The following is a 21,456-nucleotide window of genomic DNA, read 5'->3' on the forward strand; positions in this document are numbered from 1 at the left end:
GACCTGCCGGGGCGGCCGCACCGGCTGCTGGTGGGGCTCGGCAAGGACCGCACGCAACGCGCCGCCGAGACCGCCGGCGCGGCCGCCGCCCTGGCCGCCGGGGAGGCGACCGAACTCGACCTCGCTGCCGAGGGGCTTTCGCCCGAGGAGGCGGCGGCGGTGGCGGCCGGCGTGGCGCTCGGCGCGTGGCGCTTCGACGGGCTGCGGACGAAGGATGTGGCGAAGCGCCTGTCGCGCCTGACCGTCCACCTGCCACAGGCAGAGGTGGCGGCGGAGGCGGCCTATGCGCGCCTGGCCCCCGGCGTGGCCGGCTGCCTCCTTGCGCGCGACCTGACCGCCGAGCCCGCCAACCGCCTGACCACGCGCGCCTTCGCCGAGCGGCTCGAGGCGCTGGCGGATGAGGGGCTCGAGGTCGAGATCCACGGCCGGAAATGGCTGGAGCGCCACGGCTTCGGCGCGCTGCTCGCGGTGGGCGGCGGCAGCGACAGCCCGCCGCGTCTCGCGGTGCTGCGCTGGCGCGGCGTGCTGCCTGTGCCCCCCGTCGCTTTCGTCGGCAAGGGCATCGTCTTCGACACCGGCGGCGTCTCGATCAAGCCGGCCGCCGGGATGGAGGCGATGCGCGCCGACATGGCGGGCGCGGCCGCCTGCGCGGGGGCGATGCTGGCCCTGGCCCGGCGGAAATCCCCCGCGCCGGCGGTGGCGGTGCTCGCCATCGCGGAGAACGCGACCGGTGCGCGCTCCTATCGCCCGGGCGACGTGATCCGCACCTCCTCGCGCCGCACGGTGGAGGTGATCGACACCGACGCGGAGGGGCGGCTGGTCCTCGCGGATGCGCTGCACCATGCCATCGCGCGCTTCCGTCCGCGCGCGATGATCGACCTCGCGACCCTGACCGGCGCGGTGATCTCAACACTCGGCCACCATCGCGCCGGGCTGTTCGGGACGGAGGCGGCCCTCATGGCGGCAGCCGCCGCGGCGGGGGAGGCCGTGGGCGAGAGGCTTTGGCCGTTGCCGATCGGCGAGCGGCACCGGGAGGACCTGAAGTCCGACATCGCCGACCTCAGGCAATGCGTGCCGGCCGGGGGCGATGGTTGGGCGGGACGCTTCGTTCCCGATGCCTGCCACGCCGCCGCCTTCCTGCGCGAATTCGTCGGCCAGACGCCCTGGGCGCACCTGGACATCGCCGGGATGGACACGGCGGAGGCGGCGCATGACCTCGGCCCGGCGGGGCCGACCGGCTTCGGCGTCCGGCTGCTCGACCGCCTGGTCTCGATGCGCTTCGAGCAGGAGCCATGAAGGCGCTGTTGCTGCCGGCCCTGCTGGCGATGGCGACGGCGCCCGCGCCGGCCTCGGCCCAGGCGCTGCTGCCCTGCGAGCAGATCGAGGCGACCTCGCGCCCCGGCATGGTCCCGGCGACCGGCTACGCGGCGGTCATCGAGGGCGGGATGCTGCGCCGCATCGTGCTGACGCTCGCCAACGGCCAGCGCACCACCACGGAATTCACGCCCATGGGGGATGGCGTCTCGGTCCGTCTGGTGACCTTTCCCGACCCGCGCGAGGCAGCCCGCGTCACGGCCGTGTTCAATCGCGCGACGGTTTCCACCGACGGCACGGTCCTGGTCGAGACCTGGCTTCGGCGTGCCGAGGACTCCGTCCCGGCACACAACTTCTATCGCCTGCGATGCGCGCCGGGCGGGGTTTCCAAGTAGCGGCATGGCGGAGATCGGCTTCTACCACCTGACCCGCACGCCCCTGGAGCAGGCCCTGCCGCGGCTGCTCGGCCGCATGCTGCAATCGGGTGGCCGCGCCTATGTCCTGTGCGGGGAGACGGAGCGCGCCAAGGCGCTCGACGCCGCACTGTGGACGGCGCCGGAACCGGACTGGCTGCCGCACGGCCAGGCGGGCGGGGAGAACGACGCGCTGCAGCCGATCCTGCTCGGCACCGCCGACATCGCGCCGGGCAATGGCGCGCGCTTCCTGTTCCTGGTGGACGGCGCGGACAGCGCGCGGCTGGCGGAGTACGACCGCGTGCTCGACCTTTTCGACGGCGGCGACGAGGCGGCGGTGGCGGCCGCCCGCCGCCGCTGGGTGGCGGCGAAGGCGGCCGGGCACGCGCTCGCCTACTGGCAGCAGGGCCCCGGGGGGTGGGAGAAGAAGGCCTGACGGGCCCTCCTCCCGTTCAGCCTTCCAGCCGGATCCCGGTCAGTTCCACCAGGCGGCGCCAGCGCGCCACTTCCTCCCGCTGGAAGGCGGCAAAGGGTTCGGCCGGCAGCGGCGCGGCGACGAAGCCCTGGCCGGTCAGGCGCTGCTGCATCTCCGGCTGGGCCAGGATGCGTTGCAGCGCGTCCGAAAGGCGCGCGACGATCTCCGCCGGTGTGCGCGCCGGCGCCCAGAGACCGAACCAGGCATCGACGGCGAGATCCTGCGCATTCAGTTCAGCGAAGGTCGGCACGTCGGGCGTTTCCGGCAGGCGGGCCGGGGCGCCGATGCCGAGCGCCCGCAGCCGCCCCTCGCGCACCAGCGCCACCACCTGCGGCCAGGTCGAGACGAAGAAGTCCACGGTGCCCGCGACCGTGTCCGTCGTCGCCTGCGCGCCGCCGCGGTAGGGCACGTGCGTCGCGTCCATGCGCTCGCGCCGGACGAAGGTTTCCGCGATCACATGGCTCGCCGAGCCGACGCCGGAGGAGGCATAGGTCACGCGCCCGCCGTTCTTCCCCTTCGCCGCGAGTTCGGCCAGCGTCCGCGGCCCGTTGGCCGGCACCACCAGCGCGTGGTGCACCGCGGCGAGCCGCGCGATGGGCGCGAAATCCGCAACAGGATCGTAGGGCAGGGAGGACAGCATCGCCGCATTGGCCGCATGCGTCTGGTTGTTGCCGAGCGACAGCGTGTAGCCGTCCGCCGCCGCCTGCGCGACCGCCTGGGTGCCGACGACGGCGGCGCCGCCCGGGCGGTTGTCCACCACGAAGGTGCTGCCCGGGATCGCATCCTGCAGCGCGGCCGCGAGGGTGCGTGCCAGCACGTCGGTCGATCCGCCCGGCGGATAGGCGAGGACGACGCGCACCGGGCGCGACGGCCAGGCCTGCGCCCGCGCGGCGGCAACGGGCAGGGTGAGAGCGGGGGCAGCGAGCAAGGCGCGGCGACGGATCATGGCGGTTCCTCCCGGGAGGTGGCGGCGCCGGCGCGCCGGCCTTCGCCGCCCTGTTGGCCGATCCCGCGCCTTCGGTCCAGAGCGACCCAGAATTGTAACCGATCAGTTCATTGAATTCCGCCGCGGCGGCGGAATAGGTTGGACTGCATCGGACGAAGGAGGGGCGTGATGGAAGGCATCAACTCGCCCCGGCCGGCCGAGTTGGCCGACCGGACCCATGTGCGCAGCGCCGCGGGGGTCGAGGAACCGCCGACCGGCCGCGCGCTGTGGCCGACCTTCATGCGCCGCACGCTGGACGAGGAAGACCTGCGCCGCCGCCTGCCGGCGCTTCGCCCGGCGGCCAAGCCCCGCTGAACCTCCGCGCGCCGCGCGTCAGGCGGCGTCCAGCCGGGCGGAGAGCTCCAGCCATTCCTCCTCGAGCGCCGCGACCTCCTTCGCGATAGCGGCACGGCGCGTGTTGGCCCAGGCGATGTCCTCGGGCTTGAAGCGCGCATAGGTGTCGGGGTCGGAAAGCCGCTTCTCGATCAGGCCATCCTCGCGCGAAAGGCGGTCGAGCGCGGCTTCGACTTCCTTGAGGCGGGCGCGCAAGGGGGCAGTGGCGATGCGCGCGCCGGCCCGCTCGCGGCGAGCCTCGGCGCGGGCATCGGGGGTTTCCGGACGCGGGCCGCGGGCGCGCTCGGCGAGCAGCGCGCGGTATTCGTCGAGGTCCCCGTCGAAGGGCGTCACCGCGCCATCGGCCACCAGCCAGAGCCGATCCGCCGCCAGTTCCACGAGATGCGGGTCGTGGGTGATGAGCACCACGGCACCGGAAAATTCCGCCAGCGCCTTCACCAGCGCCTCGCGCGCATCGATGTCGAGGTGGTTGGTCGGTTCGTCGAGGATCAGCAGTTGCGGCGCGTCGCGGGTGGTCAGCGCCAGCAGCAGCCGTGCCTTCTCCCCGCCCGAGAGCGCGGTCACCTTGTTGTCCGCGCGATCGGCATCGAGGCCGAAACGGGCGAGCTGGCTCCGGCACTGCGTCTCGGTGGCCTTGGGCAGCGCCGCCTGCATGTGGGTCAGCGGCGTGCCGTCGAGGTTCAGTTCCTCGGCCTGGTGCTGCGCGAAGTAGCCGACCCTCAGTGAACGGGCGCGGAAATGCGTGCCGCCTTCCGGCTCCAGCCGCCCCGCGAGCAGTTTCGCCAGCGTGGACTTGCCGTTGCCGTTGGCGCCGAGCAGCGCGATGCGGTCGTCCGGGTCGAGGCGCAGGTTCATGTTGCGCAGGATCGGCGGGCCGCCGTAGCCGACCGCGCAGCCGTTCAGCGACAGGATGGGGGGCGACAGCGGCTCGGGGGCGGGGAAGGCGAAGCGGACGGGGGTGTCCTCGACCACTGCCTCGATCGGGGGCAGGCGTTCCAGGGCCTTGAGGCGGGACTGCGCCTGCCGCGCCTTGGTCGCCTTGGCGCGGAAGCGGTCCACGAAGGATTGGATGCGGGCGCGTTCCGCCACGACCTTGGTATTGAGCGCCGCCTGCTGCGCCTGGCGCTCTGCCCGGATGCGCACGAAGTCCGCGAAATTGCCCGGGTAGAGCGTGATCCCGCCGCGATCGAGATGCGCGATGGAATCGACGCAGCGTTCCAGCAGGCCGCGGTCGTGGCTGACGACGATCGCCGCGCCGGGGAAGCGCTGCAGCCAGGTCTCGAGCCACAGCGCGGCTTCGAGGTCGAGATGGTTGGTCGGTTCGTCCAGCAGCAGCAACTCGGGCTCGAGGAACAGCGCGCGCGCCAGCGCCACGCGCATCCGCCAGCCGCCGGAGAATTCCCGCGACGGCCGGGCCTGCGCCGCGGCGTCGAAGCCGAGGCCCGAGAGGACCGCCCCCGCCCGCGCCGGCGCGCTGTCGGCGCGGATGGCGATGAGGCGGTCATGGATCTCGGCCAGCCGGTGGGGGTCGGGGTGGCTGTCGGCCTCGGCGAGCAGGGCGGCGCGCTCGGTGTCGGCCGCGAGCACGATGTCGAGCAGGCTGACATCCCCGCCGGGGGCTTCCTGCGCGACATGGCCGAGCCGGGCGCGGGCGGCGAGGCGGATCTCCCCGCCATCGGGCTGCAATTCCCCGGTGATGGCGCGCAGCAGGGTGGACTTCCCGGCGCCGTTGCGGCCGACCAGGCCGACCTTCCGGCCGTCGTCGATCTGCAGGTTCGCCCCTTCCAGCAGCGGCCGGCCGGCGATGCGGATGGTGAGGTCACGGATGGAAAGGACGGTCATGCGGTGGCGCTTCTAGCGGGCCTGGGGCCGGCTGTCATACGCTCGGCGGCGGTCGCGCCGACCCGTGGCAGCATCTCGCCGCCGACGGTATCCCCCTTGTCCTGCACGCGACCGCCCCACGGCCCGGCGTCCGGGTGCGCCGGCCATGATGCCGGGCGTATCCGTCATCGGCCGGGGGTTGCGCGCGGGGCCCATCCCGCCTATCGGGCGCCCCGATCCCGAAAAGACCGAGGACAGACCCATGGCCACCGAGCGCACTTTCTCCATCATCAAGCCCGACGCGACCCGCCGCAACCTGACGGGCGCCATCAATGCCATCTTCGAGAAGAACGGCCTGCGCATCGTGGCCCAGAAGCGCATCTGGATGTCCCGCGCGCACGCGAAGAAGTTCTACGAGGTGCATGCCGCCCGCCCGTTCTACAATGATCTGGTGGACTTCATGGTCTCCGGCCCGGTCGTCGTGCAGGTGCTGGAAGGCGAGAACGCCGTGGCCAAGAACCGCGAGCTGATGGGCGCCACCAACCCGGCGAATGCCGACGAGGGCACCATCCGCAAGCTCTTCGCCGAGAGCATCGAGGCGAATTCCGTGCATGGCTCCGACAGCGCGGAGAACGCGGCGGCCGAGATCGCCTACTTCTTCGCCGGCTACGAAATCGTCGAGTGAATCGCCCGCGCCGCCCCGGCGGCGCAGCCTGACCGTCGAGCAGCGCCCCCGGGGAGAGAGCCTCCGGGGGCGTTCGCGTTTGCGTCCGTCGTTCAGCCGGCGACGCCGAGCACCACGGGACGGTTCTCGTCGCCGTGCTCGAAGCCGACCCAGACCTCGGCGCCGATCGGTGTGGTGGAGCCCGGCGTCGCGCCGAAGGGCGTGCAGACCGAGGCCCATACCCCGCCCGAGCCGGCCAGTGCCGGCAACTGGATACGGACCCGGCCCGCCCCGGAGGGGTCCGATGTATCGGTGACGATCCCGCGTGCCAGTCCGTGCATGGTGGCCATGTGCCCTGCTCCTGTCCTTCCCGCGCACCGGCCTCGCGCCCGCCCGGCACGGTCCGGCGGGCGGGTGCGGCGCCCTGCGCGGACCCCCAGGCTACACCTGGGGCCGCGCCATTCGGAGCATGCAGGTCGCGCAGCGGCAATGACCGCGCTCACGCGGCCTTAAGGGCGCGCGCCGGCTCCGGTGGACAAAGGGGCTGGGCGTGGACGGCATCGCGACGCGCGCCGTCGCGCGCGCGGGAGGGGGCGCATGCCGGGGGGGGCACATGACGCGGGGGCGGATCTCGCCGCGGTGAAGCCGGACCCGGCCCCGACGGCGGGGATCGAGGGCAGCGGCCCGGGCGCGGATCGCACCCGCACCACTGTCGCCGTGGTGGCGGCCATGGCCCATGCGCCGGGCGCCACCGTCATCGCCGAGGCAGTGGCGAGCGCCCCCCCCCTCGGATGCGCGCGCATGCGCCATGCGGGCTGTGACGACCGGCAAGGCAGGCTGCCCGGCCGCCCCAACCCGCCGCCGTCACGGCGCGCGGTCGGGCCGGGCCCGAATCGGTTCGGCGGGGCCGCTCGCGGCCCGACCGTCAGCCCCAGATGGCGTAGATCAGGACCAGCAGGATCGCGATGGTCACGAGCGACCAGGTGAGGAAGGAGGTGAAACCGCCCCAGGTCTGCTGGCGCTCCGCGAGAATGTCCGCGGCCTTCACCTCTACGAATTCATAAGTCTGCTGTTCGGCCACGGTAGCGATCCCCAACCACTCTTTCTCTACCCTCAGCGTTTAGAAAGCCCTGGCGGGAACGGCAAGGGGTTGGTGAGCACTCCCTCCGCCGACGCAGCCGCCGCGACGGTGGCCCGGCCGTCCCGGATCGTCACGCAGCCGGCGGCGAGCCAGGCCAGCGCGGCGGGATAGAGCCGGTGCTCCTGCGCCAGCACCCGCGCGGCGAGGCTCGCTTCGGTGTCCTCCGGCAGCACCGGGACGGCGGCCTGGGCGAGGATCGGGCCCTCATCCACGCCCGCCGTGACCATGTGCACCGTGCAGCCATGCAGCCGCACGCCCGCGGCGATCGCGCGGGCATGGGTGTCGAGGCCGGGGAAGGCGGGCAGCAGGGACGGGTGGACATTGATCATGCGGCCTTCCCAGCGCGCGACGAAGCCTTCCGTCAGCACCCGCATGAAACCGGCCAGGGCAATGATCCCGGCGCCGTGGCGGGCGATCTCGGCCTCCATTGCCGCCTCGAACCCCGCGCGGTCGCCCTTGAAGGCGCGGCTTTCCACCACCGCCGTCGGCACGCCGCGCGCGGCGGCATGGGCGAGGCCCGCGGCGCCGGCGCGGTTCGACAGCACGAGCGCGATCTCGGCCGGGTAGGCGGGATCGGCGGCGGCCTCGATCAGCGCCGCCATGTTCGACCCGCGCCCGGAGATCAGCACCGCGACGCGGCGGCGCGCGGCGCTCATGCCACGCGCGGCCAGGAGGCGGGCAGGTTGTCGATGCGGATGCCGGCCGGGCCTTCGGAGGATTCCAGCACGCCGATGCGGAAGACGCGCTCGCCCGCCGCTTCCAGCATCGCGGTGGCGTCCGCCGCGCGCGCGGCCGGCACGGCGATCACCATGCCGAGGCCGCAGTTGAAGACTCGCAGCATCTCGTCCGCCGCGACGTTCCCGGCTTCGGCGAGGAAGGCGAAGACGGGCGGCACGGGCCAGGAGGTCGCGTCCAGAACGGCCGTCAGGCCCGTCGGCAGCACGCGCGGAAGGTTGCCCGGCAGCCCGCCGCCGGTGATGTGCGCGGCGGCCTTGAGCAGCCCGGCGCGGTGCAGCGCGAGCAGCGGCTTCACATAGATGCGCGTCGGTTCCAGCAGCGCCGCGCCGAGCGTCTTCCCCGGCGCGAAGGGCGCGGCATCGTGCAGCGACAGCCCGCGCGCCTCCAGCACCCGCCGCACCAGCGAGAATCCGTTGGAATGCACGCCGGAGGAGGCGAGGCCGAGCAGCACGTCCCCCGCGCCGAGCCCCACCGGCAGCAGCGCGCCGCGTTCCGCCGCACCCACCGAGAAGCCGGCGAGGTCGTAGTCGCCCTTGGCATACATGCCGGGCATCTCGGCCGTCTCGCCGCCCACCAGCGCGCAGCCGGCCTGGCGGCAGCCCTCGGCGATTCCCGCGATGACGTCCTTCGCGGCCGCGACCTCGAGCTTCCCGGTGGCGAAATAATCGAGGAAGAAGAGCGGCTCCGCCCCCTGCACGATCAGGTCGTTCACGCACATGGCGACAAGGTCGATGCCGACGGTGGCGTGGATGCCGGCCTCGATGGCGACGCGCAGCTTCGTTCCGACGCCGTCGGTCGAGGACACCAGCACGGGATCCTTGAACCCCGCCGCCCTGAGGTCGAACAGCGCGCCGAAGCCACCGAGTCCGCCCATGGTGCCGGTGCGGTCGGTGGATTTGGCGAGCGGCTTGATCGCCTCGACCAGCGCGTCGCCGGCCTCGATGTCCACGCCCGCCGCGCGATAGGTGAGGGAGGGAGACGGGGAACTGGTCAGGGCGGCCTCCGATCGGCTATGGCAAGGGGCGGCTTGGCGCCGCGACGCGGCCGGCCTCGGCCGCTGGCAGGGAAATGGGGATGGCTATGCCACACAAGGGTCGTCTCGCGCGGGCGCGCGGAAAGAACCATGTGGCGGCGCTCATCGCAACCGCCCTGCTGGCGCTTGCCGTGCCTGCCGCGGCGCAGGAGGCCCCGGCCGCACCTGCCGCCATCTCCTTCACCCAGCGCGGCGTGCCCGCCGAGGCGACTGCCGAGAACGGCGTGATCGCGCGCGAAAGGGCCTTCGTCGCCGGCCGCCGCGCCGCCTGGGAGCGCATCGCCGGCGCCGCCGGCGTGACCCGCCAGCTCAGCGACGCGCAGATCGAGGCGATGGTGACCTCCATCATCATCGAGGAGGAACGCACCACCCCCACGCGCTATGCCGGCCGCATCACGGTGAATTTCAACCCGGGCCGGGCGCGCGCCTATACCGGCGGCGCCGGCACGGCCGAGGGCGGCGGCGGGCACGGTGGCACTGAGGGCGACGCCGTGCCGCGCCCGACCGCGCCGGTGGCGGTGGCTTCGACCGTCGAGGCGGTCGCGCTCTACGGCTCGCTCAACGAATGGCTCGAATTGCGGCGGCGGCTACGCGGCGCGGCGCGGATCGAGGTGACGGCGATCTCCACCGACCGGGCGCGGCTGCGCCTTGGCCTGCGGGCGCCGCCGGCAGTGGCGGCGGAGGAACTGGGGCGGCAGGGCGTCAGCCTCGTCCCGGGTTCGGGAGCGCCCGGCGACGCCTGGCGCGTCGGCCTTGCCGGACGCTCCTGACCGCGTCCGCCGAACGGGGCCTCCGGCCTCGGCCGATGTGGAGGCGGGGCTCTTCACCCTGCCGAACCTCATCACCCTCGGGCGGCTCTTCGCCGTGCCGGCGGCGGTGTGGCTGATGCTGCAGCACAGGCTGGACTACGCCTTCCTGGTCTTCGTCGGCGCCGGCATCTCGGATGCGGTCGACGGCTGGCTGGCGCGGGTGCGCAATGCGCGTTCGGCGCTCGGCGCCCTGCTGGATCCGATCGCGGACAAGGCGCTGCTGGTCTCGGTCTATGTCACGCTCGCGGCCATCAACGTGCTGCCGGACTGGCTCGCCATCCTGGTGGTGTTCCGCGACCTGCTGATCGTGGGGGGCGTGATCCTGCTCTGGGTGCTCGGCGTGCCGACGCGGATCAGGCCGCTGATGATCTCCAAGGCGAATACCTTCGCGCAGCTCGCGCTGGCGGCGCTGGCGCTGCTGCTGGCGGGCTTCGGGCTCCAGGCGCCGACGCTGCTGGAAGTGGCGATCTGGATTGTCGCCGTCACCACGGCCGCCTCGGGCGCCGCCTATGTGGTTCAGGCCGCCAGGCTGACGGGCGGCGGCGCACCGTGAGCGAGGCGCCGCCCCGCCCGCCCGCCAAGGCCGACCTGTCCCGCGCCGGGTCGCCGTCAGCGCTCGCCGGCGGGCGCTTCCCGCCGCCGTCGGCGCCGCGCACGGCGACGCCGCGGCAGCGGCTCGGGCTGGTGCTTGGCTTCGGGGGGGCGCTGCTGTTCTCCCTCTGGCTGTTCCAGGGGATCCTGACGCCCTTCGTGCTGGCCGCCGTCGTCGCCTATTTCCTCGACCCGGTGGCGACGCACCTGTCGCGCATCGGCGTGCGGCGGGGCCTCGCCGCCTTCCTGCTGATCTTCCTGCTGATGGCGCTGGCCCTCGCGGCAGGGCTCCTGCTCTATCCGCTGATCCTCTCGCAGATCGGCGTGCTGGTGCAGCGGCTGCCGGCCTATGTCTCGGGCGTCGCCGCGCTGCTGCAGGAAGGGCTGATGCATCTCGAGGAAGCGCTGGGCCCCGAGATGGTGGACCAGCGCCTGCGCGACCTCGCGATCAACCAGGCGGGCACCATGCTGTCCTGGCTCGGCACGGCGGCGACGCGGCTGATCGGCGGCGGTTTCGCGCTGTTCCAGGTCTTCACGCTGGTCATCGTGGTGCCGGTGGTCGCGTTCTACCTGCTGCGGGACTGGCAGGCGATGCTGGGGCGCATCGAATCCTGGCTGCCGCGGCGCAACTCGGCCGTGCTGCGGCAACTGGCGCGGGACACGGACCGCGTGCTCGCGGCCTGGTTGCGCGGCCAACTGTTATGTTGCGCGGCGCTCGGCCTCTTCTATGCCATCGCGCTGCAACTGGTGGGGCTGGAACTGGGCCTGACCGTCGGGCTGATGGCGGGCATCCTGACCTTCATCCCCTATGTCGGCTCGCTGACCGGCTTCGTCGCCGCGGTGCTGCTGGCGATGGGCCAGTTCGGCACCTGGAACGAGGTGCTGATGGTGGTCGGCATCTTCCTGGTCGGCCAGACGATCGAGGGCTACGTCATCTACCCCTACCTGCTCGGGGACAGGGTGGAACTGCACGCGGTCTGGGTGATCTTCGCCCTGTTTGCCGGCGGCGTGGCGTTCGGCTTCCTGGGCGTGCTGCTGGCGGTGCCGATGGCCGCGGCACTCGGCGTCGTCGCGCGCTACTGGCTGCGGCGGTATCTCGAAAGCCCCCTCTACCTCGACCCGCCGCGGACGGGGACATGATGTCCGGCGCGCCCGCGCACCGCACGGCGCGGCAATTCGCCCTGCCGTTGCCCATCGCCACCTCCTGCGCGCGGGCCGACCTGCTCGAGGACGCTTCGAACGCGGAGGCGCTCGCCTGGCTCGACCGGCCGGAGACCTGGCCGGGCCGACGGCTCGCCATCTTCGGGCCGGAGGGGGTGGGCAAGACCCACATGGCGCACGCCTTCGCCGCCGAACGGGGCTGGCGCTTCCTGGAAGGACCCTCGCTGCGCGGGCTGCCGGCCCCGGCGGCCGGCGGCACGGTGCTGGACGATGCCGATGCGGTGGCCGAGGAACCGGCCCTGCTGCACCTGATCAACCTCTGCGCCGAGCGGGGGGAGGGGCTGCTGCTGGTGGGTAGGGAGGCGCCCGCGCGCTGGAAGGTGGCGCTGCCGGACCTCGCCAGCCGGCTGAGGGCGACGACCGCGGTCGGCATCGGCCGCCCGGGTGATGCGCTGCTGGCCGCGCTGCTGGCCAAGCTCTTCGCCGACCGGCAGTTGCGCGTCGCGCCCGAGGTGCAGGCCTGGCTGCTCGCCAGGCTGCGGCGGGAGGCGGCGGTGCTGGCCGAGGCGGTGGCGCGGCTCGACCGCGCCGCGCTGATGGCTGCCGCAGCGGTCACCCGCCCCCTGGCGCGCGCGGCCCTGGCCGACTGGGAGGGCTTCGGGGAAGGCGCCGACGATGATGCTTCCGAGACATTCCCCGCTGCAGCCTCGCCCCCCATGCCCGCACTGCTGTAAATTCGCCATATGACCATTCCAGGCACGCCCGCATGAACGACGCGCCGACGCCCCCGCCGGAGGATGCCCTCCTCACCAGCCCGGCCCGCTACATCAACCGCGAACTCTCCTGGCTCGCCTTCAACCAGCGCGTGCTGGAGGAGGCGACCAACCCGCATCACCCGCTGCTCGAGCGGCTGCGCTTCGTCGCCATCTCGGCCTCGAACCTCGACGAGTTCTATTCGGTGCGCGTCGCCGGCCTGGTGGGGCAGGAGAGGGCCGGGATCGGCAAGCTCTCCCACGACGGGAAGACGCCGGCGCGCCAGCTTGCCGCCATCCACGACCGCGCCGAGGCGCTGATCGAGGGGCAGCAGGCGGCCTGGCGGGAGTTGCGCGGCCTGCTGCGCGACGCCGGCGTGATGGTGTGCGAGCAGGCCGAGCTGGACGCGGCCGACCGGGAATGGCTCGAAGGCTACTTCATGGACCGGGTCTTCCCGGTGCTGACGCCGCTTGCGGTCGATCCGGCGCATCCCTTTCCGTTCATCTCCAACCTCTCGCTCTGCATGGTGCTGAAACTGGTGCGGGAGGAGGATGGCGGCACGATGCGCGCGCTGCTGCCGCTCTCGCCCCAGGTGCAGCGCTTCGTCCGCCTGCCGGCGCGCGAAGGCGTGCCCGGCATCCGCTTCGTGCAGCTCGAGGACCTGATCCAGCTCTTCCTCGACCGGCTCTTCCCGGGCTTCATCCCCGCGGAGAACGGGCTGTTCCGCCTGATCCGCGACACCGACGTGGAATTCGAGGAAGAGGCGGAGGACCTGGTGCGGTCCTACGAGACGGCGCTCAAGCGCCGCCGCCGCGGCCGGCCGATCCGGCTGTCCGTCACCGCCGCCACGCCCGCGGATATGCTGGACTTCGTCGCTGACGAGCTCGAGGCGCCGCGTGCGGAGGTGTTCCTGGTCGATGGCCTGCTCGGGCTTTCGGACCTGACGCAGCTGATCGTGGACGACCGGCCGGACCTGCTCTTCACGCCCTACACGCCGCGCTTCCCGGAGCGCATCCTCGACTATGGCGGGGATTGCTTCGCGGCGATCAAGGCGAAGGAGATCGTCGTCCACCACCCCTACGAATCCTTCGACGTGGTGGTCCAGTTCCTGCGCCAGGCGGCGCGCGACCCCAACGTCGTCGCGATCAAGCAGACGCTCTATCGCACCACGCGCGACAGCCCGATCGCCAAGGCGCTGATCGAGGCCGCGGAGGCCGGCAAGTCCGTCACCGGCATCGTGGAACTGAAGGCGCGCTTCGACGAGGAGCGCAACATCGCCCTCGCGCGCGAGCTTGAAGCCGCCGGCGTGCAGGTGGTCTACGGCTTCGTCGAGCTGAAGACGCACGCCAAGGTTTCGCTGGTGGTGCGGCGGGAGGGCAACCAGCTTCGCTCCTACGCGCATTTCGGCACCGGCAACTACCATCCGGTCACCGCGCGCATCTACACGGACCTGTCCTACTTCACCGCCGACCCGGCGCTGACGCGGGACGCCGCCAAGCTGTTCAACTTCATGACCGGCTATGCGCGGCCGGAGACGATGGAGAAGCTCGCCTTCTCGCCGCTCACGATCCGCCCGACGCTGCTCGGCCTGATCGAGCAGGAGATCGCCTTCGCCAAGGAAGGCAAGCCGGCGGCGATATGGATCAAGATGAACTCGCTGGTGGACGAGACGCTGATCGACGCGCTCTATGCCGCATCGCGCGCGGGCGTGAAGGTGGATGCCGTGGTGCGCGGCATCTGCTGCCTGCGCCCTGGCGTGAAGGGACTGTCCGAGAACATCCGCGTGAAGTCGATCGTCGGGCGCTTCCTCGAGCATTCGCGCATCTGCGTCTTCGGCAACGGGCACCGGCTGCCGTCGCGGCGCGCGCGCGTCTACATCAGCAGCGCGGATTGGATGGCGCGCAACATGGACTGGCGCGTCGAGACCATGGTGCCGGTCGAGAACCCCACCGTGCACGCGCAGGTGGTCGACCAGATCATGGTGGTGAACCTCAAGGACACGATGCAGTCCTGGCAACTCGGGCCGGACGGCGAGTGGACGCGCCTCGCGGCCGGTGAGAAGCCGGTCTCGGCGCACGAATACTTCATGACCAACCCATCCCTGTCCGGCCGGGGCAGCGCGCTCAAGGGCGCGCCGCGGCGGCAGCGGCAGGACCGGGTGATGCAGGACTGACACGGTGAACACGCTTCTTCGCGACGGCCCCGCCTGGACGGGTGGCGGGTTCGCCCGGGCACGCTCGGCGGTGGTCGATCTGGGCTCCAACTCCGTCCGCCTCGTGGTCTTCGAGGGGCGCGGGCGCAACCCGGTGACCATCTTCAACGAGAAGGCGGTGCTCGGCCTCGGCCGCGGGCTGGTTTCGACCGGCAAGCTGAACGAGGAGGCGGTCGAGCAGGCCGTCACCGTCATGGTGCGCTACCACACGGTCGCGCGCGCCATGGGCGCCGATCCGGTGGAGGTGCTGGCGACCGCCGCGGTGCGCGACGCGGCGAACGGATCCGCCTTCGTCGCCGCCCTGCGCGCGCGCCTGCCCGACCTCGGCATCCGCGTCCTGACGGGGCAGGAGGAAGGGCTGCTGTCGGCCGACGGCGTGCTGCTCGGCTTCCCCGGCGCCGACGGCGTGTTGGGCGACATCGGCGGCGGCTCGCTCGAACTGGTGGAGCTGGCCCAGGGGCGCGCCGGGCGGGCGATCAGCCTGCCGCTCGGCGCCATCCGCCTGTCCGAGCGTTCCGGCGGGGACATCCAGCGCGGCCGCGCGCTCGCCACCGAGGAACTCGGCCGCGCCACCTGGCTGGATGAGGGCTCGGGCCGGGACCTCTACCTGGTCGGCGGCGCCTGGCGCGCGCTGGCGCGGATGCACATCGCGCAGACCGCCTATCCGCTATCGATCGTGCACCACTACGTGCTGTCGCGGGAGGAAGCGCGGGACCTTTCCGGCGTGGTGATGGCCGCGACGCGCCGCACCCTCGAACGGATGCCCGGCGCGCCGACCAAGCGCCTGCAGGACCTGCCCTGGGCGGCGATGGTCATGCGCCGCCTGCTGCGCGCGACCGGCGCCCGCCGCGTCGTGTTCAGCGCCAACGGCCTGCGCGAGGGCTGGTACGCCCGCCATATCGAGGCCGCCGAGCGGCGCCGCGACCCGCTGATCGCCGCCGCGCGGGACCTTGCCGAACGCTTCGGGCGCGACCCGCGCCTGCCGCCCGCCCTGGCGCAATGGACAGCCGGCCTCTTCGAGCGCGAAGGCGTGGCCGAGGCATCGCTGCGCGCCGCGGCCTGCTGGGTCAGCGATACCGGCAGCCACGACCACCCGGACTACCGCGCCGAGCACGCCTATTTCCGCGTGCTCCGCCAGGCGGGGGCGGGGCTCGACCACCATGAGCGCGCCTTCCTCGCACTCGCCGTGGCGCTGCGCTACGACGCGGCGCCCGACGCGGCCTTCCTGCAGGCGGCGCGGGTGCTGCTGGACGTCGCGGTGGTGCGGCGAGCCGAGACGCTCGGGGCGGCGCTGCGGCTCGCCTACACCCTTTCGGGCGGCACGCCGGAATTGCTGGCGGGCACGGCGCTGGAACGCAGCGGGGGCCGGCTGGTGCTGCGCCTGGTGGAAGGCAGCGGCGTCTTCGCGGGGGAGAGCGTGATGCGGCGCGTGGAGGCCCTGGCGGCGGTGCTGGGGCTGGAGGCGGTGGTGGAGGTCGCGGGGTAGGGCGCGGCGGGGAGGGCGCTGCCCTCCCCGGATCCCACCCGCGAGAGGCCGAAAGGCCTCTGGACACCAGCTTTCGGTCGGGAGTTCGGAGTAGAGGCTTGCGGGCGCGCGTTCGATGGAGCGGCGCGCCCGCCCCTCCTCGAAGTCCCCAATTGAATCTCATGGGTTCCAAGGGCCTTTGGGCCCTTGGCGGGGAGAGGCCCGGAGAGGGGCAGCGCCCCTCTCCGCTGCGCCCTTACCCTGCCGGGATCAGCTTCACCCGCTTCCCGTCCACCCCCAGCGCCAGCCGCCCCGTCTTCAGCGCCAGCGCGGCCTCGCCGAACACCTCGCGCCGCCAGCCGTGCAGGGCCGCGACTTCGGTGCCGTCGCCGGCGGCCAGGCGGTCGAGGTCGTCGCTGCTGGCGAGCAGGCGCGGGGCAACGTTGTGTTCCTCGCTCTTGGCCGCGAGCAGGACCTTGAGCAGGGAGACCAGCGCGGGGGAGGGCGGCGGGCCGTGCCGGTCCTTGGGCGCCTCCGGCAGCGCCTCGTCCGGCACCTCCTTGCCGGCCTTCACGGCGGCGAGCAGCCCGGTGCCGGAGCGCCCCTTGGCGAAGCCTTCCGAGATGCCGCGGGCGCGGGCGAGGTCGGCCGGCGTCTCGGGCATGGTGGCGGCGATCTCGAGAAGCGTCTCGTCCTTCACCAGGCGCTGGCGCGGGATGTTGATGCGCTGGGCCTCGCGTTCCCGCCAGGCGGCGACGGCGCGCAGCATGCCGAGGAAGCGCCGGTTGCCGGTGCGCGGCCGCAGCCGTTCCCAGGCGCTTTCGGGGTCGAGCCGGTAGGTCGCGGGGTCGGCCAGCGCGCCCATCTCCTCCGCCACCCAGGCGAGGCGCCCTTCGCGGCGCAGCCTGGCGTCGAGCGCGGTGTAGATCTTCCGCAGATGCGTCACGTCCGCCGCGGCATAGGCCATCTGGGCGGCGGAAAGCGGCCGGGCCGACCAGTCGCTGAAGCGGTGCGCCTTGTCGATCTGCGTGCCGGCCAGGGACCGGCACAGCCCGTCATAGGAGACCTGGTCGCCATAGCCCGCGACCATCGCCGCGACCTGGGTGTCGAAGAGCGGCGTCGGCACCGCGTCGAACTTCAGCAGGAAGATTTCCACGTCCTGGCGGGCGGCATGGAAGACCTTCGTCACCGCCTGGTCGGCCAGCAATTCGCCGAGCGGGGCGAGATCCAGCCCCGGCGCCAGCGCATCCACCAGCGCGACCTCGGTGTCGGAGGCGAGCTGGACCAGGCAGAGTTCGGGCCAATAGGTCCGTTCCCGCATGAATTCGGTGTCCACCGTGACGAATGTCTCGGTCCGGAGCCGCGCGCAAAGGGCGGCGAGGGCCTCGGTCTCGGTGATCAGGACAGGGGTGGGTTCGGCGGCAACGGCGGGACGACGGCTCATCGCCGGCGCTTCTAGACCCGGGGGGCGGGGAGGAAAAGGCAAAGCAGGGCCGGGGCTGGCCCCGGGCCGGACGCGGGGGCATGCTCCGGCACCCGAACAGGAGGGGTTCCCCCATGCAGATGCGCGCGCTCGGCCGGTCCGGCCTGCAGGTTCCGCCGGTTGTCTTCGGCGGCAATGTCTTCGGCTGGACGGCGGATCGGGCGGCGTCCTTCCGGCTGCTCGACGCCTGCCTGGAGCATGGCCTGGTCGCGATCGACACCGCCGACGTCTATTCGGCCTGGGCCGAAGGCCATCGCGGCGGCGAATCGGAGGCGATCATCGGCGAATGGCTGAAGGCCCGGCCCGGCGCGCGGGACAAGGTGCTGATCCTGACCAAGTGCGGCATGGAGATGCCGGGGCAGGGGAAGGGCCTCTCGCCGGCCTGGATCGCTACGGCCTGCGAGGCGTCCCTCAAGCGGCTCGGGATCGAGCGTATCGACCTCTACCAGGCGCACAAGGATGACGAGGTGACGCCGCTCGCCGAGACGCTCGGTGCCTTCCAGAAGCTGATCGAGGCCGGGAAGGTCCGGGCGATCGGGTCGTCCAACTACTCGGCGGCGCGGCTGAAGGCGGCGCTAGACCTCAGCGCGGCACAGGGCCTGCCGCGCTTCGAGAGCCACCAGCCCGTCTACAACCTGATGGACCGGGGCATCGAAGCGGACCTCCTGCCGCTTTGCCGGGCGGAGCAGGTGGGGATCATCACCTATTCCGCGCTGGCCTCGGGCTTCCTGACCGGCAAGTACCGGGCGGAAGGGGACCTGTCGAAATCCGTCCGCGGGCCGCGCAGCGTGGCCAAGCACATGGGCGCGAAGGGGGACCGGGTGCTGGCGGCGCTCGATGCGGTGGCGAAGGCGCGGGGCGTGACGCCGGCGGCCGCGGCCCTGGCCTGGCAGATCGCCCGGCCGGGCATCACCGCGCCGATCGCCAGCGCGACCAGCCCGGAACAACTGGCGGAACTGGCGAAGGCGGCGACGCTGGCATTGAACACAGCGGAGATGGCCGAACTGGATGCGGCCAGCGCGTGACGGCTGCGGGGGAGGGCGCTGCCCTCCCCCGGACCCCCGCCCGCCAGAGGCCGAAAGGCCTCTGGACACCATGACCTGGTCGGCGATTTCGGGGAGGGGGCAGGTGCGCCGGCGATAACGGGTGCGCGGGTGAGTCCCTTCCCCGAAATCGCCGATGAAAAACTCGGTTTCCAAAGGCCCCTAGGCCTTTGGCGGGGAGAGGTCCGGAGCGGGGCAGCGCCCTTCTCCGCCCGCCCTCGGCTTGACAGCGCCGGGCCGGTCGGTCCCTTTGCGCGGCTTCCCATGGCATCGAGTACGGTTTCCGACATGCACGCCTATCGCACCCATACCTGCGCCGCGCTTCGCGCCTCCGACGCCGGCACGACCGTGCGGCTGTCCGGCTGGGTGCACCGCAAGCGCGACCATGGCGGGCTGCTCTTCGTGGACCTGCGCGACCACTACGGGATGACGCAGTGCGTGGTGGCGGCCGGCTCGCCGATTCTGGCGACGCTGGAGGAGACCCGTCCCGAGAGCGTCATCACCGTCACCGGCGAGGTGGTGCTGCGCGAGGCAGGCACGGTGAACGCGAAGCTGCCGACCGGCGAGGTCGAGATCCGCGTGCGCGAGATCGCGATCCAGTCCGCCGCCGAGATGCTGCCCATCCAGGTGGCGGGCGAGCAGGAATTCCCGGAAGACCTACGCCTGCGCTACCGCTTCCTCGACCTGCGGCGCGAACGCCAGCACCGCAACATCATGCTGCGCGCAGGCGTCATCGCCTCGATCCGCCGTCGTATGATCGAACAGGGCTTCATCGAGTTCCAGACGCCGATCCTGACGGCGTCCTCGCCCGAAGGCGCGCGCGACTTCCTGGTGCCGGCGCGCAACCACCCCGGCAAGTTCTACGCGCTGCCGCAAGCGCCGCAGCAGTTCAAGCAGCTGGCGATGGTCGCGGGCTTCGACCGCTACTTCCAGATCGCGCCCTGCTTCCGCGACGAGGCCTCCCGCGCCGACCGCAGCCCTGGCGAGTTCTACCAGCTCGACTTCGAGATGAGCTTCGTCACGCAGGAGGACGTCTTCGCCGCCATCGAGCCGGTGATCGCCGGTGTCTTCGAGGAATTCGCGGGCGAGCGGAAGGTCTATGGCGCGCCCTTCCCGCGCATCCCGTATGACGAGGCGATGCTGGTCTATGGCTCGGACAAGCCGGACCTGCGCAACCCGCTGAAGATCACGGATGTCACGGAACACTTCGCGGGTTCGGGCTTCGGGCTCTTCGCCAAGATCGCGGCCTCGGGCGGCATCGTGCGCGCCATCCCGGCGCCGGGTGCGGCGGACAAGCCGCGCGGCTTCTTCGACAAGCTGAACGAATGGGCGCGCGCCGAGGGTGCCGGTGGCCTCGGCTACATCCAGTTCGCTGCCGACGGCCCGAAGGGCCCGATTGCGAAGAACCTGGAAGCCGACCGCGTGGAAGCAATCCGCGCCGCCTGCGGCCTGAACCCCGGCGATGCCGTCTTCTTCGCCGCCGGCAAGAAGGACGAGGCGCCGAAGTTCTCCGGCAAGGTGCGCACGCGCATCGGCGAGGACCTCGATCTCATCGCGTCGAACGAGTTCCGCTTCTGCTGGATCGTCGATTTCCCGATGTACGAGCTGAACGAGGACACCGGCGGGATCGACTTCAGCCACAACCCGTTCTCGATGCCGCAGGGCGGGCTCGAGGCGCTGAACACGATGAACCCCTTGGACATCAAGGCGTTCCAGTACGACATCGTTTGCAACGGTGTCGAACTGTCGTCGGGCGCGATCCGCAACCATCGCCCGGACATCATGATCCGCGCCTTCGAGATCGCCGGCTACAGCGAGCACGAGGTCGAGGCCCGCTTCGGCGGCATGCTCAACGCCTTCCGCTACGGCGCCCCGCCGCATGGCGGCTCGGCCCCGGGCATCGACCGTATCGTCATGCTGCTGGCCGATGAGCCCAACATCCGCGAGGTGATCCTCTTCCCGCTCAACCAGCAGGGCGAGGACCTGATGATGCAGGCCCCCGCCCCGGTGCCGCCGGCGCGGCTGAAGGAACTGCACATCCGGCTCGACCTGCCGCCGGCGAAGGGTGCGGCGGGACCCAAGACAGCCTAAGTTGAGCGCCTGGTCCTAAGACTCGGGAGCCCGCGATGCGGCTGAGCCTCTTCTCCATCCTGGTTGCCGGCGGCCTGCTCGCAGCGCCCGCGATCCAGGCGCAGGCGCCAGCGCCGGCCCCGGCGGCCTCCGTGCCTCTCGGCCAGGCGCTGGAGGCGCGGCACCTGCTGGCGCACCGGGCAGCCTACCGGCTCAGCCTCTCCCGCGCGCGGGAACCGGGGAACATCGCCAACGCCCAGGGCGCGATGGTCTATGAGATGGTGGACGCCTGCGACGGCTGGGCCTCCCGCCAGCGCTTCTCGCTGACGCTGACCGACCGCGACGGGACCGAGGTGGAGACAGCCTCGGACTACTCGACCTTCGAGACCAAGGACGGGCGCCGCCTGCGTTTCACCCTGACGCAGATGACGCAGGGTGCCGTCACCACCCGCGTCGCGGGAGAGGCGGAACTCGCCGCCGACGGCACGGGCGTGGTCCGCTACACCGAGCCCGAGGTGAAGGAGGAGCGGCTGCCCCCCGGCACGCTGCTGCCCAATATCCACACCCTCGCCACCCTCAACGCGGCGCGAGGCGGGCAGCGGCTGGTCGTGGCGCCGCTCTTCGACGGCACCTCGGCGGACGGGGCGCAGGACAGCACGACCGTGCTTTCGGCCTGGGAAGGCCCGCGGGAGGTGGCGGAGTTCCCGCTCCTTTCTCCGCTCGGCTCGGTGCGGATGCGCATCGCCTTCTTCGACCGCGACGCCCAGCAGCAGGGCGGGGGCGCGACGACGCCGTCCTACGAGGTTTCCCTGCGCTACTGGGAGAACGGCGTCGCCGACCAGATGCTGATGGACTTCCGTGAGTTCGTCGTGGACGGCCGGATGGTGAAGCTCGAGGAACTGTCCGGCGGCTGCTGACGGCGGCTGGGGCC

The 21,456-nt window shown here is 72.2% G+C and carries 21 protein-coding genes; 14 read left to right on the forward strand and 7 right to left on the reverse strand.

The window, feature by feature from the left end:
* From GXW76_RS12215 to GXW76_RS12225, 3 genes are all read left to right on the forward strand, one after another.
* Positions 1-1,296: leucyl aminopeptidase family protein (locus GXW76_RS12215; protein WP_211862303.1), on the forward strand; the 1,296-nt coding region annotated here is incomplete at its 5' end.
* The gene (locus GXW76_RS12220; protein WP_211862304.1) at positions 1,293-1,709 is read left to right on the forward strand and encodes a hypothetical protein; all 417 of its coding nucleotides are present in this window, start codon (positions 1,293-1,295) and stop codon (positions 1,707-1,709) included. The genes GXW76_RS12215 and GXW76_RS12220, both read left to right, overlap by 4 nt.
* 4 nt (positions 1,710-1,713) lie before the next feature.
* Positions 1,714-2,163, forward strand: a complete 450-nt coding sequence (locus GXW76_RS12225) for a DNA polymerase III subunit chi (RefSeq protein ID WP_211862305.1) — start codon at positions 1,714-1,716, stop codon at positions 2,161-2,163.
* A 16-nt stretch (positions 2,164-2,179) separates the two neighbouring features.
* Here GXW76_RS12225 and GXW76_RS12230 read toward each other — a convergent pair whose 3' ends face one another.
* Complete coding sequence (locus tag GXW76_RS12230) at positions 2,180-3,148, reverse strand: Bug family tripartite tricarboxylate transporter substrate binding protein (RefSeq protein ID WP_211862306.1); 969 nt, start codon at positions 3,146-3,148, stop codon at positions 2,180-2,182.
* Between the two features lie 168 nt (positions 3,149-3,316).
* Between GXW76_RS12230 and GXW76_RS12235 the strand changes: the two genes are divergently transcribed.
* Positions 3,317-3,502: a hypothetical protein gene (locus GXW76_RS12235; RefSeq protein ID WP_211862307.1), complete on the forward strand. Its 186-nt coding sequence runs from the start codon at positions 3,317-3,319 to the stop codon at positions 3,500-3,502.
* Positions 3,503-3,520: 18 nt separating this feature from the next.
* Here GXW76_RS12235 and GXW76_RS12240 read toward each other — a convergent pair whose 3' ends face one another.
* A complete protein-coding gene (locus GXW76_RS12240; protein WP_211862308.1) occupies positions 3,521-5,383 on the reverse strand; it encodes an ABC-F family ATP-binding cassette domain-containing protein in 1,863 nt (620 codons plus the stop codon).
* A gap of 241 nt (positions 5,384-5,624) precedes the next feature.
* Here GXW76_RS12240 and ndk point away from each other — a divergent pair, with 241 nt between their 5' ends.
* On the forward strand, positions 5,625-6,047 hold the full coding sequence (gene ndk, locus GXW76_RS12245) for a nucleoside-diphosphate kinase (protein ID WP_211862309.1): 423 nt from the start codon (positions 5,625-5,627) through the stop codon (positions 6,045-6,047).
* A 92-nt stretch (positions 6,048-6,139) separates the two neighbouring features.
* Here ndk and GXW76_RS12250 read toward each other — a convergent pair whose 3' ends face one another.
* From GXW76_RS12250 to purM, 4 genes are all read right to left on the reverse strand, one after another.
* Entirely contained in the window at positions 6,140-6,376 is a 237-nt protein-coding gene (locus tag GXW76_RS12250; RefSeq protein ID WP_211862310.1) for a phage baseplate assembly protein V, read from the reverse strand.
* Positions 6,377-6,951: 575 nt separating this feature from the next.
* Entirely contained in the window at positions 6,952-7,107 is a 156-nt protein-coding gene (locus GXW76_RS12255) for an aa3-type cytochrome c oxidase subunit IV (protein ID WP_211862311.1), read from the reverse strand.
* Between the two features lie 32 nt (positions 7,108-7,139).
* Positions 7,140-7,823 (reverse strand): phosphoribosylglycinamide formyltransferase, encoded by a 684-nt coding sequence (gene purN / locus GXW76_RS12260; protein ID WP_211862312.1) that lies wholly within the window; start codon positions 7,821-7,823, stop codon positions 7,140-7,142.
* On the reverse strand, positions 7,820-8,899 hold the full coding sequence (purM, locus tag GXW76_RS12265) for a phosphoribosylformylglycinamidine cyclo-ligase (RefSeq protein ID WP_211862342.1): 1,080 nt from the start codon (positions 8,897-8,899) through the stop codon (positions 7,820-7,822). Before purM ends, purN begins: the two co-directional genes overlap by 4 nt.
* Positions 8,900-8,979: 80 nt before the next feature.
* Here purM and GXW76_RS12270 point away from each other — a divergent pair, with 80 nt between their 5' ends.
* Genes GXW76_RS12270 through GXW76_RS12295 form a run of 6 tightly spaced genes read left to right on the forward strand, consistent with a single transcriptional unit; the run spans position 8,980 to position 15,950 of the window.
* Positions 8,980-9,708, forward strand: a complete 729-nt coding sequence (locus tag GXW76_RS12270; RefSeq protein WP_211862313.1) for a hypothetical protein — start codon at positions 8,980-8,982, stop codon at positions 9,706-9,708.
* Positions 9,692-10,300, forward strand: a complete 609-nt coding sequence (locus tag GXW76_RS12275) for a CDP-alcohol phosphatidyltransferase family protein (protein WP_246514164.1) — start codon at positions 9,692-9,694, stop codon at positions 10,298-10,300. Before GXW76_RS12270 ends, GXW76_RS12275 begins: the two co-directional genes overlap by 17 nt.
* On the forward strand, positions 10,297-11,478 hold the full coding sequence (locus GXW76_RS12280; protein WP_338150945.1) for an AI-2E family transporter: 1,182 nt from the start codon (positions 10,297-10,299) through the stop codon (positions 11,476-11,478). Before GXW76_RS12275 ends, GXW76_RS12280 begins: the two co-directional genes overlap by 4 nt.
* Positions 11,475-12,233, forward strand: coding sequence for an HdaA/DnaA family protein (locus GXW76_RS12285; protein WP_211862314.1), 759 nt, complete (start codon positions 11,475-11,477; stop codon positions 12,231-12,233). The genes GXW76_RS12280 and GXW76_RS12285 overlap by 4 nt, the downstream gene beginning before the upstream one ends.
* 32 nt (positions 12,234-12,265) lie before the next feature.
* Entirely contained in the window at positions 12,266-14,425 is a 2,160-nt protein-coding gene (locus GXW76_RS12290) for an RNA degradosome polyphosphate kinase (RefSeq protein ID WP_211862315.1), read from the forward strand.
* A 4-nt stretch (positions 14,426-14,429) separates the two neighbouring features.
* Complete coding sequence (locus GXW76_RS12295; RefSeq protein WP_338150946.1) at positions 14,430-15,950, forward strand: Ppx/GppA family phosphatase; 1,521 nt, start codon at positions 14,430-14,432, stop codon at positions 15,948-15,950.
* Between the two features lie 235 nt (positions 15,951-16,185).
* Here GXW76_RS12295 and rnd read toward each other — a convergent pair whose 3' ends face one another.
* Positions 16,186-17,373, reverse strand: a complete 1,188-nt coding sequence (rnd, locus tag GXW76_RS12300) for a ribonuclease D (RefSeq protein WP_211862316.1) — start codon at positions 17,371-17,373, stop codon at positions 16,186-16,188.
* 113 nt (positions 17,374-17,486) lie between these two features.
* Here rnd and GXW76_RS12305 point away from each other — a divergent pair, with 113 nt between their 5' ends.
* The 3 genes from GXW76_RS12305 to GXW76_RS12315 all read left to right on the forward strand — a co-directional run bounded on the left by GXW76_RS12305 (position 17,487) and on the right by GXW76_RS12315 (position 21,442).
* Entirely contained in the window at positions 17,487-18,437 is a 951-nt protein-coding gene (locus tag GXW76_RS12305) for an aldo/keto reductase (protein WP_211862317.1), read from the forward strand.
* Positions 18,438-18,743: 306 nt separating this feature from the next.
* Positions 18,744-20,546, forward strand: a complete 1,803-nt coding sequence (aspS, locus tag GXW76_RS12310) for an aspartate--tRNA ligase (RefSeq protein WP_211862346.1) — start codon at positions 18,744-18,746, stop codon at positions 20,544-20,546.
* 35 nt (positions 20,547-20,581) lie between these two features.
* A complete protein-coding gene (locus GXW76_RS12315; RefSeq protein ID WP_211862318.1) occupies positions 20,582-21,442 on the forward strand; it encodes an EipB family protein in 861 nt (286 codons plus the stop codon).
* Positions 21,443-21,456: the final 14 nt, after the last annotated feature.

The sequence above is a fragment of the Neoroseomonas soli genome (genome assembly GCF_018129065.1).
Lineage (GTDB): Bacteria > Pseudomonadota > Alphaproteobacteria > Acetobacterales > Acetobacteraceae > Neoroseomonas > Neoroseomonas soli.